Below are 14,174 nucleotides of genomic sequence, written 5' to 3'. Positions count from 1 at the left end.
GGTTGTTTAAATAAATTGCAGCATGCTGAGCGAAACTGTTTTAATAAAAAAAGGGCCCTCAGATGAGGGCCCTTTGCGTTCACACTCTACACAATTAATCTTGGACTATCTAATACCATATCGTTTAACACCACGGTATGTGCGCGTTTAAAAAAGTTAAAGTCGGTTGCTGTGGCACTGGTATAAGCGCCCATCATTTTACCGACGATTAAATCGCCATTGCTTAACGCGGGTAGCATAATGTTATCGGCAACTACATCGATACTGTCGCACGTCGGGCCTGTTAACACGCTACTTTGCAATGCGCTGGTACGCCAATTGTCACTCAAGCGTATTGCCGTTAACGGGTACTGCGCGTCATCAAATATTAAACCGCTGAATGAGCCATAAATACCATCGTCTAGGTAGTACCACATTTGTCCTTCACGTTTTGCTTGGCCCATAATAGAGGCAACACTCACCATGGCTTCAGCAACAATAAAACGGCCAGGCTCTGCGATGACCTGCACTGTGTCTGGCAAACCAGCTAAAGCGGCATTAATCGGTACGCAAAATAGTTTTATAGGCATCACCTGACGGTTGTAGCTCACCGGGAAACCGCCGCCAATATCTAACATGCTAAGTGCCGGTAAACCACAGTCGACGACTTTGTTCATTAACACTTTACAGGCTTCAATGGCATCAACATATTTTTGTTGGTTAAGGGTTTGCGAACCTACATGGAACGACAAGCCTTTAATGCGAATTTTCCAACGGTTAGCTGTTTCGATGATCTCTAATGCATCTTCTGCTGAGCAGCCGAATTTTTTCGATAAATCAGCAAAGGCCTCTTTGTTTCGAAAGCTTAAGCGCACTAATAGCTCAACTTTGTCTTTATAAGGCTTAAATTTCTCAAGTTCATTCAGGTTATCGACAACGAACACGGTACAGCCATATTCAAGCGCGTCACGAATATCGCTATCGCGTTTGATCGGATGAGTATGAATAGTACGCTCAGCTGGTACGCCAACTTGTTTGACTAGCTCAACTTCACCGCTGGTGGCCAAATCAAAGCATGCCCCCTCAGCCAGTAAGGTTCTCACTACTGCTTCATGAGGTAATGGCTTTAACGCAAAGTGTAAGGTCACACTTGGCAATGCGTCGTTTAGAGCATGGTATTGGCGGCGAACAACATCGCAGTCTAATAGCAATAATGGCGCACCATATTGTGCTACTGAGCTTTTAATTAAGCGTGTTTCATCGCTAGACAGTAAGCCGCTAGAATAAGAATGAAAGTCTAAAACCTTGTGGGCTTGCGCCATTATAAATCCCCTTTAAAAGGCACGTTCAATGTGTGATACGTGTAGTGTTAAAAATAAATAACACTTGGATAGTTACTCATCGCCTTGCCACAAAAACAGCTGTGATGTACTCGGATTGGCTATCATCAAGATGGCGCAGATAATAGGCATAAGTTTTATTTTCGACAATCAAAAATTAAAGCAAAAACGGTGAATAATTTTTGCCTTATCGACAATAAAAATTGATTAATAAAGGCGTGAAAAGCCGAGCATATTACTTAAACTAACAACGAAATATGACTTAAGGTTTAAATGAAGACTCTGTGAAGTTGTACTTTATCCCGTGCAAAAGTTTAATAACCGCTCGTTGCTACCATCGGCGTTTTTGGCGCGATGTTAAATCGCGCGAGTGCAATGCTTAATTGGTGTTTTGTGGCTATTTCGTTATTGCTAGGCCGCGGGAATATGTAAGGGGAGTTTGTTTTCTTTCGCATGATACATGGCTTTATCAGCCACACTTAACAGGTCTTGCGTACTATCAGCATGCAATGGGTACATGACAGCGCCTATACTGACATCTAATCTGACTTCTTTTAACGCCCCTTCTTTGTCTTCTAAACAGTAAGTATCCGCTAATAACTGATATTTGTAGTTTGCTAACTTAAGCAAATTATCGAGGTTGTCTATGTGATGAGCCACTATCACGAACTCGTCACCGCCATAACGGGCCACAAAGTCTGCGGAGCGCTTGAATAGCTTGAGTTTCGATGCGATGAGTTTAAGCAGTTTGTCACCCGCTTGGTGGCCTAACTCGTCGTTAACAGGCTTAAAGTTATCTAAATCAATAAACAAAATGCCAAAAGTATGGTTATGACGCTGCGCTTCACTGAATGTTTCTTGTAAATGTTGATCAAAGGCACCGCGGTTATGCAGCATGGTTAATCTATCTAATGAAACGAGGTTTTCTAAATTCTTTTGCATATCATGCCGCTCTTTAGAAAACATGATAGTGCGGTTAAGCAGCGTACCTGATAGTTCGTGTTTTGGTATGTAGTCTTGTGCGCCGAGCTGGATAGCTTGCTCGCCATAAAGATCTTCAGATACACCTGTTAAAACAATAATTGGGATACCATTGGCAATCCGTTTCACATTGACCAAAGTATCTAGCCCCATGCTATCTGGTACGTTTAGGTCAATTAATAGCGTATCAGGTAAGGCTTGAGTGAGCGCTCTTTTGAGTGAATTGAGATCTTCAAACGCGCAAATTTTGTATCTTTGGCGAGTATGCACTTCACTCAGCAATTTCTTTACTAAATAAATGTCGTCCGCGTTATCTTCCAGTAAGTAAATTAACCAAGTATTCATACTTCAGCGTTCCCTATCTTATTGTAATGAAACCAGTAATGAGTAATGGTATTAATCATTTCTGTTAATTCACTGATTGAGCTGGGTTTGCTTAAAAAAGACTTAGCGCCAAGTTCATACGCCTGCCGAATATCCGAAGGGCTATCTGAGGTGCTATAGCAAACCACGATCATTTCATTAAGTTGCGCGTTTTTTTGTAAATGGTCAAGCGCTTCGAGACCAGACATTTCAGGCATATTTAAATCGAGCAGATAGACTCGATTAGTATTTGATGGCTCTTTTGCCTCATGAATGAGCTCTTTGGCACTTTGTAAAACTTTTACACTGGGTGTGCTACGTGACTGAGCACAGGCCTGACGGAAAAGGTAAATATCATCAGGATCGTCTTCAATAAGTACTATTTCATTCATAACTAACCCTCCATCGGTAAGTGTATTAAGAAACTTGCACCTTCATTAGGGCTATCAACACACTCTATCTGTCCGTCGTGTAGTTCTATGATTTTCTTAACTAAAGATAGTCCAATGCCACTGCCAGCATATTGGTTGGCAAAGACACGTTGGAATGGCTCAAATATTTGTTTGCGATATTCGGGCTTAATGCCAATGCCATTATCTTGATAAGAGATCACCAATTTATTTTTATCAGTATAGCAGCCAATTGTGATCTCTGGCGGGCGCTCAGAATGGCGAAATTTAAGGCTGTTAGTAATTAAATTTTGTAGTACCTGTAGCATCAATGAGTAATCAACGGTGAGTCGAGTATCTGCATTATTGGTAATGATCAACGCATCAGACTCTTCAATTTGCAGGGAAAGCTGCTCGCTTATTTCTGATGTTAATAGTTTTAAAGTACAAGGAGTTTTGCTGAGCTTTCGAGTGGTTAAACGGGATAATTTCAGTAAGTCTTGGATCATATTACGCATGCGTTCTGTCGCACTTAATAAGCGAGAAAACTCAAATTCAGCGTCTGGATCAGCTTTAATGGTGCTAGCGAGTCTGGTCGCTAAGCTGGAAGAAAACGATGCTATTTTTCTTAACGGTTCTTGTAAATCATGGGAGGCGATGAAGGCAAAGCGCTCTAAGCTTTCGTTTGACGCTTTTAATTCATTCATTAAATTCGTTTGTTCGGTGATGTCGATAAACGTACCTAGCATTAAATCAGGGTTGCCCTGCTCATCGACAGTGAGCACAGTATCAAATGAGTAGCACCATACCCAGTGTCCGGCTTTATGTTTAAATCTATAGGTCATTGGAGTGAGGTGCCCTGCGGGTTTTTGAATGACTGTTTGTATGTGTTCAAAAACCGCGTCGACTTCATCGGGGTGGAAAAAGTTTCTTAGGTCTTGTTGTTGTAGCTCTTCTAATGTGTAGCCAATCAAATCAGAGTATCTTTGATTAATACGGGTGTTAATTTGGCTCTTCAAATCATATAAATACAAACCACAGACGGTTGAGTCGATCATTTTTTCTAAAAAGTGTTGGCTTTTTTGTAGCTCAGATTCGATCAGTTTTCTGTGGGTAATATCGATGGCAGTACCGACAATTTTAATACTGTGATCGCTTTCATCAATCAGTGGGTAGAGGGTTGTTTGATACCAGTAGGTTTTGCCATTAAAAGTAAAGCTTTCGGTATATTCAGTGGGGGTTCTAGCGTGTTGGCAATGGCTATATCTTTGTTTGATATTGTCGATATTCTCAGGTGTGAAAATACCATCAGACAACATGGTCAGTGGCTTTCCTATAATCTGTCTATATTTAACGCCAGCACGTTCACAGGCGGTTTGGTTAAACTCTAAAAATACAAAGTCATCTTGAACGGCTTTAACCAACCAAATAGCTTGTTGGGTACCATTGTAAATGGCGTTGAGGATGTTTTCTTTTTCTGCAATTTCGATTCGCAGCTGCTTTTCTGTCTCTATGTTGCGTAGCGCACCAGACATAACTGTGGGATTACCTTCGGTATCAAATACACTGTTACCAATTGCTAAAAACCAACTGTAATTGTCATTTTTATCTTTACCTAAGTATTCAACTTTATATTGCTCTTTAGTTTGAAAGTGATTGTCTAAGGCTTTATTAACTTTATCGATATACTTGGGGTGAATGTGTTCTAGCCACATTTCAAACTTAGCTTCTTGTTCGTTACCGTGACCTATCATATCGAGCAATTTAGGTGAGTAATTAACTTCGTTAGTTTGAACGTTCCATTCCCATATACCGTCTTCTGTGGCATTGACCGCTCGTTGCATTTGTTGATGTGACTCTTTGAGTTCATGTTCAGCTGTTCGTAACTTCGTAAGGTTGTTAAATACAGCGACAATTAAAGAGTCGTCTTTGAAGCGTGTTTTCTTAAGGCTTATCTCCATTGGCAGTAATTGTCCGTTATGGAGTTTGATGTTACAGATTAAGGTGTTGCTATAACTCGATTTTGTGGCGATTTCTTGTTGTAGTTTTTCGAGGGTATAGAAAGGGTCTTGTAAAGTGAGCAACTGCGAAAGGGGTTGGTTTTGTATTTGCTCTGAGCTTGTTAAGCCTAATTCCGCGATAAAGTGAGGGTTACATGAAATAATACGCAGCTCAGAGTCAAAAATGAGCGTGCTGACAGGGAGCGTATCCAGTGCAAAGCTAGTTAATTCATGCTGACTAAGTTGATTTTTTAGCGAAGTGGTTTCATGTGTATATTCTTTGAGTTTATTTCTAAAGCCTTGTACTTGTGCAGGTGTTGCGACACTGAGTGCCTCGGGTAATAGCCTAAATAAATAAACTGCCGTCACCATTGAAACAATGGCTGTCGCAATTTTGCTGACAGCATGAATACCATAAGCGCCTTTCCAAACCGTAAAAATACCAATTAAATGTGTGACACCACACAATAAAATAAATGCAGAAAATAAAATAGCTAACCAGTGTTGACCTATTTCAGGGCGCTTTTTTGAGAATACCATGAGCGCAATCGGGATTGAGAAGTAAGATGCAGCGATAAGTGCGTCGGCTAATACATTGCTCCACAGTAAATGTGGTTGCCACAAATAGCAGTGTCCATGAGGCATATACATAGTGTGGAAAAATGACTCGAGTGAATTTAGTTGCATGGGACTTTCCGTTTACTCGCAAATAGGTTGATTCACAGCCTGCAAATTTTGTAGGCTCATAAAGTGTGGCAGAAAGTGATTGTTTTGCCATCAAAAGCACAAAAGCGGACTTTAATTTACTAGCTAAGAGGCTGGTGAGATTTGCTGAAAATGAGCAATTATTTTAGAAAGAATGTCATGTTTTGTTTGCTCAAGTGACTCTGCTAACGTAATCTTAACAAAGGCACTAATATTTTAGTCCTATTGCTAGTAGGTGTAGATTTAATAATTTTATTAGGGCTCGCCCTAATCATTCGGTTGTATTCTATGACAAAACCCGCAACACAGTTTATAGCTCGACAAGCGATCCTCGATGCAACTAAGCAGATCTTTGCTTACGAATTGCTGTATCGAGATTCTGATAATAACGCCTTTCCTGTTGGAGTAACCGATGAACAAGCAACAGGACGTATGTTTTTTAACTCGCTTATTTTGGTCGGGAAAGAAAAGCTGGTTGCTAACCACTGCGCATTTGTAAATCTATCAGACACGACTTTATTACAAGAGATCCCTAGGTTATTAAAACCTGACAATTTAGTGCTTGAAATCGTTGAGCGCTCGCAGAATGTTCAGCAACTGCTCGAAATTGTCAAAGTGCTTAGAAAGCAGCACTACAAGTTTGCCTTAGATGACTATGACAGCGATCCGAGATGGGAGCCGTTACTGCCACATATGTCATATATTAAGCTCGAACTAGAACAGCCAATCCTCAAAACGACCATGCTAGCTAAGAAGCTTAAGCGCTTGTATCCACAAGTTAAAATTGTCGTGGAAAGAATAGAAACCTATGAAGAGTTTGAATATTTGAAAAGCGCTGGAGTCGATTTATTTCAAGGGTATTTTTTTGCAAAACCAGAAATGTTGACCCATGGAAATGTTGAGCCTTCAAAGCTGGTGGTGTTTGATTTATTGAAATCGACCGCACAACCCAATTTATGTTTTAAAGATATTGAGAATAAAATAGCGAAAGACTTAAGCCTAACAGCTCGAGTTTTAAAGCTTGTTAATGCGCGCTCTGGACTCGATAAGTTAGAAATGAAGTCCATTTCTCAAGCGGTTGTTTATCTGGGGGAAGATGCGCTTCGACAGTTTGTTCGTGTATTGGCACTCAGCGAATTAGGTGTTGATAAACCGACAGAGCTGACCAAGTTTGGATTAATGCGAGCGAGGTTTATGGCGCTTTTCTTAGCACCTGGTGGCGAAGAAATGGCAGAGCAGGGTTATTTGATCGGTTTAATGTCGATTTTAGGTGCGATTTTGGATATGGATCTCACAACCATTATTTCTGAATTTTCATTAGATAGTAATTTAAGCGGCGCGCTTTTGAATTACAAAGGCTTGTTGGGTGGCGCTTTGAAAGTGGCAATGGCTGTGGAGCAAAATAACTGGCAGGAAGCCGAAGCGATTTTGGCAGCGGTACGTCCCGCCACACCTATCTCGAGTATTTATGAGTTGGTAGAGCAAAGTCGAACTTATGCTGATGAAATCTTTGCTGTGGTCTCAGCTTAACTTTACACTATGACTATTTACTAAAAATAAGGCTGGATTTTCAGCCTTATTTTTATAGCACCCCTTTTTATTGAGCGGTCAGTTTTAGTCCCTCAAAATGATAGAGTATTATTGAGAATTGGTATTACTCTCTCAAAATCGTGGTGTGTTATTCCAACTCTCCAACCACGAATTGAAGGTTAATACCAATCGCCTCAAGGTAAACCTGCTCTTGTTCTAAATCAGCACATAGCAGGGCCTGCTCTTCAGGAAGCTGTGCCTCAAATTGCACGGTTACTCGATTTTCATCAACCATTAAACTTGGTCGAGATAAATCCGTCAATTGCCTTGTTCTATTTACAAGCACAGCCAGTCTGAATAATGTTAAAAGCTTTGCGAATGTCTCAGCACATAAAATATTAAAAGTATCGAGCTCGGGAAGTTTGATTTTCTTTCTATGAAAGCGGATCAAGGCACTTAGCACACTTTGTTGTTGCTGCGTAAAGCCCGGCAAAGGCGTATTCATTACAATATACGCACTGTGCTTTTGAATGCCCGACGAGTTGATTGATAAACCTACTTCATGTAATTGTGCAGCCCACTGAAGTTGCAGTAAATCACGTTGCTTCAGCCCCCAAGGCTTTTTGCACAGCGAAAAAAGATGCTTAATCGTATCAAACACATTGTCGGCATGGGCGGTATCTATGTTGTAGTGTTGGCCTAGCGCAACTATGGTACGAACTCTTAAGTCAAATTCATCGTAATTGAGCATTTCATGCAGCACACCTTCGCGAAGCGCATAGTCACAGTAATCTAAGCGTTCTATTTTTAATTCTTTAAAGGCGGCAATAATGATACTTAATCCGCCAGCAATATTGGTATGACGCTCTGGGTTTAACCCTTTTATATCAAGTTGCTCAATGTTGCCTTGTGAGATTAACAAGGCTTTGATGTCTTCTAAGAGAGCAAGGGTTAAGTGTTCACTGTCGAATTGTGCTTGTGCGATACCTATCAAGGCTTTTATCGTGCCTGAGGTACCATAGCATTGTTGCCAGCCTGTTTTTCGATAGCGAGGAGAAATGGGCTCAAGCGCTTGACGAGCTGCGATCTCTGCTTTTTTAAATGTGCCCTTACTGAGCTTTCCAGAGCTAAAAAATGCTTTCGTAATATTGGCGCAGCCGATATCTCGGCTAGTTAGTTGCAATGCCTCAAAATGTTGGCCAATAACCAATTCGGTACTGCCGCCGCCAATATCAATGACCAATCGGTTATCTTCGCCGTGAACATAATTTGCTACACCTTGATAAATTAAACGTGCTTCTTCTTGTCCAGATATTACATTGATATTGAAAGGGAAGTACTCTTGCGCCTGTTTCAAGAACTGTTTTAAATTCTTAATATTTCTAAGTGTATAGGTCGCAACGACTTCCACATTGGCCGGATCAAAACCTTGAAGTGTTTGTGCTAGTTGCTTAAACGCCAACATAGCACGTTCGATGGCTTCATCAGAAAGTTCAAATTCTTCATTCAGACCTGAAGCTAAATGCACGCGATGCTTCTCTTTATGAAGAATTTGTAGTCTGCCCTCAACTTTGCGGGCGATGACTAAGTGAAAGCTATTAGAGCCTAAATCGAGCGCAGCAAAACTCGCTGGCTCAGGTGTGTTGTGCATAATTGTTTTCCCATTTACTCAAGAAATCATAGATGGCAATTTGCGAACGAACTTTTTTACGGTTACCACGGGCAACGTATTTGTTTTGTTGTTCGACATCTATAACTCTTGCCTTACAGCAATCTTTAAATTGTAGCTCTAATATATTGATGATTAGCTGCTTTAAGTGCTGATCGTAAATAGGAACGCCAACTTCTACTCGATGATCTAAGTTTCTAGTCATCCAGTCAGCTGAAGAAATATAAACTTGTGGGTCACCTTGATTTTCAAACACCATAACACGAGGGTGTTCTAAAAATCGGTCAACAATGCTGATCACAGAAATGTTATCGCTAAATTTAGGTAAACCAGGGACAAGTGCACACATGCCCCGAACGATGATACGTATCTTCACACCTTGTCGAGCAGCACTGTAGAGCAAATCAATGAGCTGTTTATCGACTAGATTATTCACTTTTATGGTGATTTGTGCAAATTTACCATTCCTAGCAGCAGTAATTTCATTTTCTATGCCTTGGCAAATACGCTCTCGAGCATTCAGTGGTGAAATTTGTAGGTGTTCAAAGGTAAATGGACGATAACTGGTTTCGATGAATCTGAATACTTCATCACATTCATCACAGATCTCACTGTGTTTAGTAAACAAGCTAAAGTCAGTGTAAATACGCGCCGTTTTCTCATGGAAATTACCAGTGCCGATGTGGGCATATTTAACGATTTTACCTTTTTCTTTGCGGTGGATTACGCAGAGTTTGCTATGCACTTTTAACGCAGGCAAACCAACCAGCACTTTGATACCCGCTTCGCTTAGTAACTTTGCCCATTCGATATTGTTTTGTTCATCAAAACGCGCTTTAAGCTCAACCATCACGGTCACTTTTTTCCCGTTCTTGGCGGCGTTGATTAACGAAGAAACTAGCCTAGAGCGAGACGCAACTCGGTAAATGTTGATTTTGATCTGCGTGACTTTTGGGTCATAAGCGGCTTGACGAACATACTCAAGCATATGGTTGAACGTATGGTACGGATAATACAGTAAGATATCTTGTTCTGAGATAGCTTTAAATACACTGTCATGATTGCTAAATGCGCTACTCGTCAAAGGTTTTAGAGGTTTGTTTTCTAGATGTTTACGGCCGATATTTGGAAAAGAAATAAAGTCTCTAAAGTTACGATAGCGTCCACCAGGAATTAACGCATCTTGCTGACTAGCACCTAGGCGCTTTTTTAATACTTTTAACATTTCTTCGGGCATAGCTTCGTCGTAGACCATGCGAACAGGTTCTGAATAAAGGCGCTGTTTCAGGCCTTTAGACATTTTATCTAGTAGTCCTTCTTCTATCTCTGTGTCTAGGTTGTATTCGGCGTCACGAGTGAGCTTGATAGAGTAACCTTCGATATTGTCGAATTTCACGAAACTTTTAAATACTTCGGCCAAATAGAAATTAACCACATCGTCTAACATCACAATGGTTTTATGACGACGACTTTTTTCGGAAGGCAAAATCACAAATCGATCAAGTCGATCAGTGGGGATCTCAAGTAGTGCATACTGTGATTTTTCGCCTTGCATATGAATGAATAGATATGTCATCGCATCATTGATATTACTTGAGTAATCCCTTGATTCGGTTAGCAAGATTGGTGACATATGCTGTAGAACTTGGTCTTTGAAGAAATCTTCTAACCAGTCTTTATGAAATTCTGAGAGGTCTTCAGGTTGGCGGATATGGATATTTTGTTTATCAAGATCGGACAGTAGTTGATGGTGGATCTGATTGAATTTTTTACCCAGCGCCAGCACTTTTTTATTTACTTGATTTAATAGTTCTTCGTCGGCGTCAAAGTGGGCATCAGATAAACTGTTAAGTAAAACTTTTCTTTTTAAATCAGCAACTCGTACTTTAAAGAATTCATCTAAGTTACTTGAGAAAATACCTAAAAAACGCAGTCGTTCAATCAGTGGGTTGTTTTGATCTTTGGCTTCTTGAAGAACGCGTTCATTGAACGAAAGCCAGCTTAACTCTTTGGCAAAATAGCTAATATTAGTCGAGGTGTGCGGTACAGAATGCATGATCTATCCATGGGTAATCAAAGGTACAACAACGAAATATAGGAGTTTTTTATGACACTTATATGACAGGCTATGTCCTCAGCCTGTCATAAATTTACTTCATTTTAAGTTTGGAATTAGTCACTCTCAATATCAACAATGAGATCGCTTGTGATAGCTTCGAGCGCCTCAATGACATTATCTTTATGCATGCCCGCAGGCAAAGTGACAGTTGCGAATGCACTGAAAATAGGCACGCCCCAATTAGGCGCACTGCGCTGTCGTGAATTTAAATGAGTGATATTTGCGCCTTTATGGCGAATAACACTTGATAGTTCTTTGACAATGCCTGGCCTGTCGTTACCAGTAATGACTAAATTAAGTGTTTCTGGTGTTTGAATGGCTTCATCAGTATCACCAGATTCTATACGCACTTCTAAACCCGCGAGTGATCCAAGTGCGGTTTGAATTTCTTGTAAATGTTCTTCTGCGACACCAATTTGAATGATGCCTGCAAATTGGCCTGCTAAATGACTGAGGTTACTGGTCATCCAGTTTCCGTGATGTTCAAGGATGGTTGCTGAGATTTCTTCAACGAGACCCGGCCGGTCCTTACCTATTATTGTTAAAACTAACTGCTTCATATCAATGTCTCTTATTATTTTTGCCTACCGTGTGGTAGAAGTGGAAACAAGCGATAAACAATGTAACGCTTCCATACGTCATCTTATGTACCGCAATTTAAGATTAGTTAAGTTTTTTTGCTTGTCCAGAAAATCGCGCAATGACTTGCGCTAGAGCAAATTTGTCACGACTTTTTTCTGACATTTAGTTGTTAAGAAAAGTTCACCTTTTAGCTGTGCAAAGTCCTTTTTGTGTAACATTACTGTCATCTTGATGAAATATAATGCGCACAATTCAAAGATAATAAGGTGTTTTAATGTCTACCACAGCACAGCAAAAGTCTTTTAAAACGGATAAGCGCCGTTTATTTAAAGATCGCTTTGCACAATACAGTATTACCGCAGGTGGGGTAATGGTACTTGTGGCATTGCTGTTGATCTTCTTCTATCTACTATACGTTGTTGAACCAATCTTAGAGTCAGTAAAAGTAGAGAAACGTACTGATGTGAGTTTATCTTCAGAGAAAAACTATGTTGGTATCGGTGTTGAGGAGCAAACTGAGATTGCTTACTTATTAGAAGACTCAGGCAGTATTGATTTCTTCCAAATTAAAGGCGAAAACTCAGGCTCTCTGTTAAAAAGTCTGCAGGTTGAGCTCGATGGAAACATTACTACATTTGCAAAGAGTGCGCCTTTCTTAGGTTTGTATGCGTATGGTTTGGATAACGGTGCAATCAAATTAGTTAAACCGAGCTTTTTGGTTACTTTTCCAGCTAATGAGCGATTGATCACACCGCGTATCAGTTACCCACTGAATGGTGAACAACTGTTAGTTGATGAACAAGAGCAGGCCATTGCGAAGTTTGCCTTTAGCTACTATGAAGATAAAGCAGCTGCTGTGGCACTTACTGAAGACAAGCGCGTGGTATTTGCGGCATTCACGCCTGAAGAAAACATGTTTACAGGTGAAGTTGAATGGTTGATTGAACGCACAGAATTAGACATTGATGGGCGCGTAAACGAATTGCTAATTTCACCGGATACGTCTCGCGTATTTGTTCGTAGTGCGAACAAAATTTATATCTTTGATACGCGCGATCCTGCTGATGTCGAGCAGTTCCAAGTACTTGCTGCAAACGAAGAAAATGCAAACCTAGTGAGCGCAACATTACTTGCTGGTGCGAACTCTCTGATGTTGGCAAACGACAATGGCGAAGTATCACAATGGTTTGAAGTTAACACCGAAGATAATGGTCGTCAGTTTGCAAAAATTCGTGCATTTGAAACTGAAAAAACCAACAAGTTAGATATTTATACTGAGTACTACCGTCGTACCTTCTTTACGACGACATCGTCAGGCGATCTTGGTGTGTACTACACAACCAGTGAAGCCGAATTATGGCGCGGTAAGATCAGCGAGCAGGCGATTGACGCATTTGCCGTATCACCGCGTGCAAACGCAGTTTTATCACTTTCGAATAATACGTTGTCAATCTTTGAAGTACACAACGAGCACCCAGAGGTGACTTGGTCTGCACTTTGGAATGAAGTGTGGTACGAAGGCTACCCTGAGCCAGCTTATACCTGGCAGTCGACGTCAGCGTCTGATGATTTTGAATCTAAGTTTTCTTTAGTACCAATTTCATTCGGTACGATTAAAGCGGCAATGTACGCCATGCTTTTTGCTGTACCAATCGCAATTTCTGCTGCAATTTACACAGCCTACTTTATGTCGAGTGAATTACGTCGTGTGGTTAAGCCTACCGTTGAAATTATGGAAGCATTACCGACGGTTATTTTAGGTTTCTTAGCGGGTCTTTGGTTAGCACCACTAATTGAAGTGCATTTACCTGCGGTCATCGCTCTAGTGACATTATTGCCACTCGCAGTTATAGCTACCGCATTTGGTTGGACTAAGCTGCCTGCAAGCATTCGTCATTTAATTCCTGACGGTTGGCATTCAATTTTACTAATCCCTGTGGTGCTATTTATTGGCTGGTTGTCGTTTGCAATTAGCGGTCAAATCGAACTATGGGTATTTGATGGTAATGTACGTCAATATTTAACTAACGAGTTAGGTCTAACCTTCGACCAACGTAACTCATTGGTTGTAGGTATTGCGATGGGCTTTGCGGTCATCCCGACTATTTTCTCAATTGCAGAAGATGCGGTATTCAGTGTACCTAAACATTTATCAAATGGCTCATTAGCGCTAGGTGCAACTCAGTGGCAAACTTTAGTGCGCGTTGTGTTACTAACGGCGAGTCCAGGTATTTTTTCTGCAGTCATGATGGGTCTAGGCCGTGCTGTAGGTGAGACTATGATCGTACTGATGGCAACAGGTAATACGCCAATTATGGACTGGAGTATCTTCCAAGGTATGCGTACTTTGGCTGCAAATATCGCGGTTGAAATGCCGGAATCAGAAGTGGGCAGCTCACATTACCGCATCTTATTCTTGGCCGCGTTCGTCTTATTTATTTTCACATTTATTTTTAACACGGTTGCTGAATTTGTTCGCCAGCAATTACGTGAAAAATACAGCTCAATGTAAGAATT

The 14,174-nt window shown here is 40.7% G+C and carries 9 protein-coding genes; 2 read left to right on the top strand and 7 right to left on the bottom strand.

What is annotated here, in order from left to right; translation table 11 throughout:
* Nucleotides 1-86: 86 nt before the first annotated feature.
* From ACH784_RS15205 to ACH784_RS15190, 4 genes are all read right to left on the bottom strand, one after another.
* A complete protein-coding gene (locus ACH784_RS15205; protein ID WP_404391608.1) occupies nucleotides 87-1,301 on the bottom strand; it encodes a type III PLP-dependent enzyme in 1,215 nt (404 codons plus the stop codon).
* A gap of 429 nt (nucleotides 1,302-1,730) precedes the next feature.
* Nucleotides 1,731-2,645, bottom strand: coding sequence for a GGDEF domain-containing response regulator (locus tag ACH784_RS15200; RefSeq protein WP_404391606.1), 915 nt, complete (start codon nucleotides 2,643-2,645; stop codon nucleotides 1,731-1,733).
* Entirely contained in the window at nucleotides 2,642-3,055 is a 414-nt protein-coding gene (locus ACH784_RS15195; protein ID WP_404391604.1) for a response regulator, read from the bottom strand. Before ACH784_RS15195 ends, ACH784_RS15200 begins: the two co-directional genes overlap by 4 nt.
* Nucleotides 3,056-3,057: 2 nt before the next feature.
* A complete protein-coding gene (locus tag ACH784_RS15190; protein ID WP_404391602.1) occupies nucleotides 3,058-5,739 on the bottom strand; it encodes a PAS domain S-box protein in 2,682 nt (893 codons plus the stop codon).
* Between the two features lie 306 nt (nucleotides 5,740-6,045).
* On the opposite strand from ACH784_RS15190, the gene ACH784_RS15185 reads away from it, so the two are divergent.
* A complete protein-coding gene (locus ACH784_RS15185; RefSeq protein WP_404391600.1) occupies nucleotides 6,046-7,287 on the top strand; it encodes an EAL and HDOD domain-containing protein in 1,242 nt (413 codons plus the stop codon).
* A 148-nt stretch (nucleotides 7,288-7,435) separates the two neighbouring features.
* Here the strand turns inward: ACH784_RS15185 and ACH784_RS15180 are convergent, their stop codons facing one another.
* From ACH784_RS15180 to ACH784_RS15170, 3 genes are all read right to left on the bottom strand, one after another.
* Nucleotides 7,436-8,938, bottom strand: a complete 1,503-nt coding sequence (locus ACH784_RS15180) for an exopolyphosphatase (RefSeq protein WP_404391598.1) — start codon at nucleotides 8,936-8,938, stop codon at nucleotides 7,436-7,438.
* Nucleotides 8,922-11,012 (bottom strand): polyphosphate kinase 1, encoded by a 2,091-nt coding sequence (gene ppk1, locus ACH784_RS15175; protein ID WP_404391596.1) that lies wholly within the window; start codon nucleotides 11,010-11,012, stop codon nucleotides 8,922-8,924. The genes ACH784_RS15180 and ppk1 overlap by 17 nt, the downstream gene beginning before the upstream one ends.
* Nucleotides 11,013-11,128: 116 nt before the next feature.
* The gene (locus ACH784_RS15170; RefSeq protein ID WP_404391594.1) at nucleotides 11,129-11,635 is read right to left on the bottom strand and encodes a glycine cleavage system protein R; all 507 of its coding nucleotides are present in this window, start codon (nucleotides 11,633-11,635) and stop codon (nucleotides 11,129-11,131) included.
* Nucleotides 11,636-11,931: 296 nt separating this feature from the next.
* On the opposite strand from ACH784_RS15170, the gene ACH784_RS15165 reads away from it, so the two are divergent.
* A complete protein-coding gene (locus tag ACH784_RS15165; RefSeq protein ID WP_404391592.1) occupies nucleotides 11,932-14,169 on the top strand; it encodes an ABC transporter permease subunit in 2,238 nt (745 codons plus the stop codon).
* The last annotated feature ends 5 nt before the right edge of the window (nucleotides 14,170-14,174 follow it).

It is taken from the genome of Pseudoalteromonas phenolica (assembly GCF_044788725.1).
Taxonomy (GTDB): domain Bacteria; phylum Pseudomonadota; class Gammaproteobacteria; order Enterobacterales; family Alteromonadaceae; genus Pseudoalteromonas; species Pseudoalteromonas phenolica_C.
Note: the sequence above shows the minus strand (reverse complement) of the source record. Positions and strands in the feature narration are given on the sequence as shown.

What these genes read in the sequence shown, in the direction of transcription:
- ACH784_RS15185 (WP_404391600.1), top strand. Translation starts at nt 6,046, where the DNA reads ATGACAAAACCCGCAACACAGTTTATAGCTCGACAAGCGATCCTCGAT.
- ACH784_RS15170 (WP_404391594.1), bottom strand. Translation starts at nt 11,635, where the DNA reads ATGAAGCAGTTAGTTTTAACAATAATAGGTAAGGACCGGCCGGGTCTC.
- ACH784_RS15205 (WP_404391608.1), bottom strand. Translation starts at nt 1,301, where the DNA reads ATGGCGCAAGCCCACAAGGTTTTAGACTTTCATTCTTATTCTAGCGGC.
- ACH784_RS15165 (WP_404391592.1), top strand. Translation starts at nt 11,932, where the DNA reads ATGTCTACCACAGCACAGCAAAAGTCTTTTAAAACGGATAAGCGCCGT.
- ACH784_RS15200 (WP_404391606.1), bottom strand. Translation starts at nt 2,645, where the DNA reads ATGAATACTTGGTTAATTTACTTACTGGAAGATAACGCGGACGACATT.
- ACH784_RS15180 (WP_404391598.1), bottom strand. Translation starts at nt 8,938, where the DNA reads ATGCACAACACACCTGAGCCAGCGAGTTTTGCTGCGCTCGATTTAGGC.
- ACH784_RS15190 (WP_404391602.1), bottom strand. Translation starts at nt 5,739, where the DNA reads ATGCAACTAAATTCACTCGAGTCATTTTTCCACACTATGTATATGCCT.
- ACH784_RS15195 (WP_404391604.1), bottom strand. Translation starts at nt 3,055, where the DNA reads ATGAATGAAATAGTACTTATTGAAGACGATCCTGATGATATTTACCTT.
- ppk1 (WP_404391596.1), bottom strand. Translation starts at nt 11,012, where the DNA reads ATGCATTCTGTACCGCACACCTCGACTAATATTAGCTATTTTGCCAAA.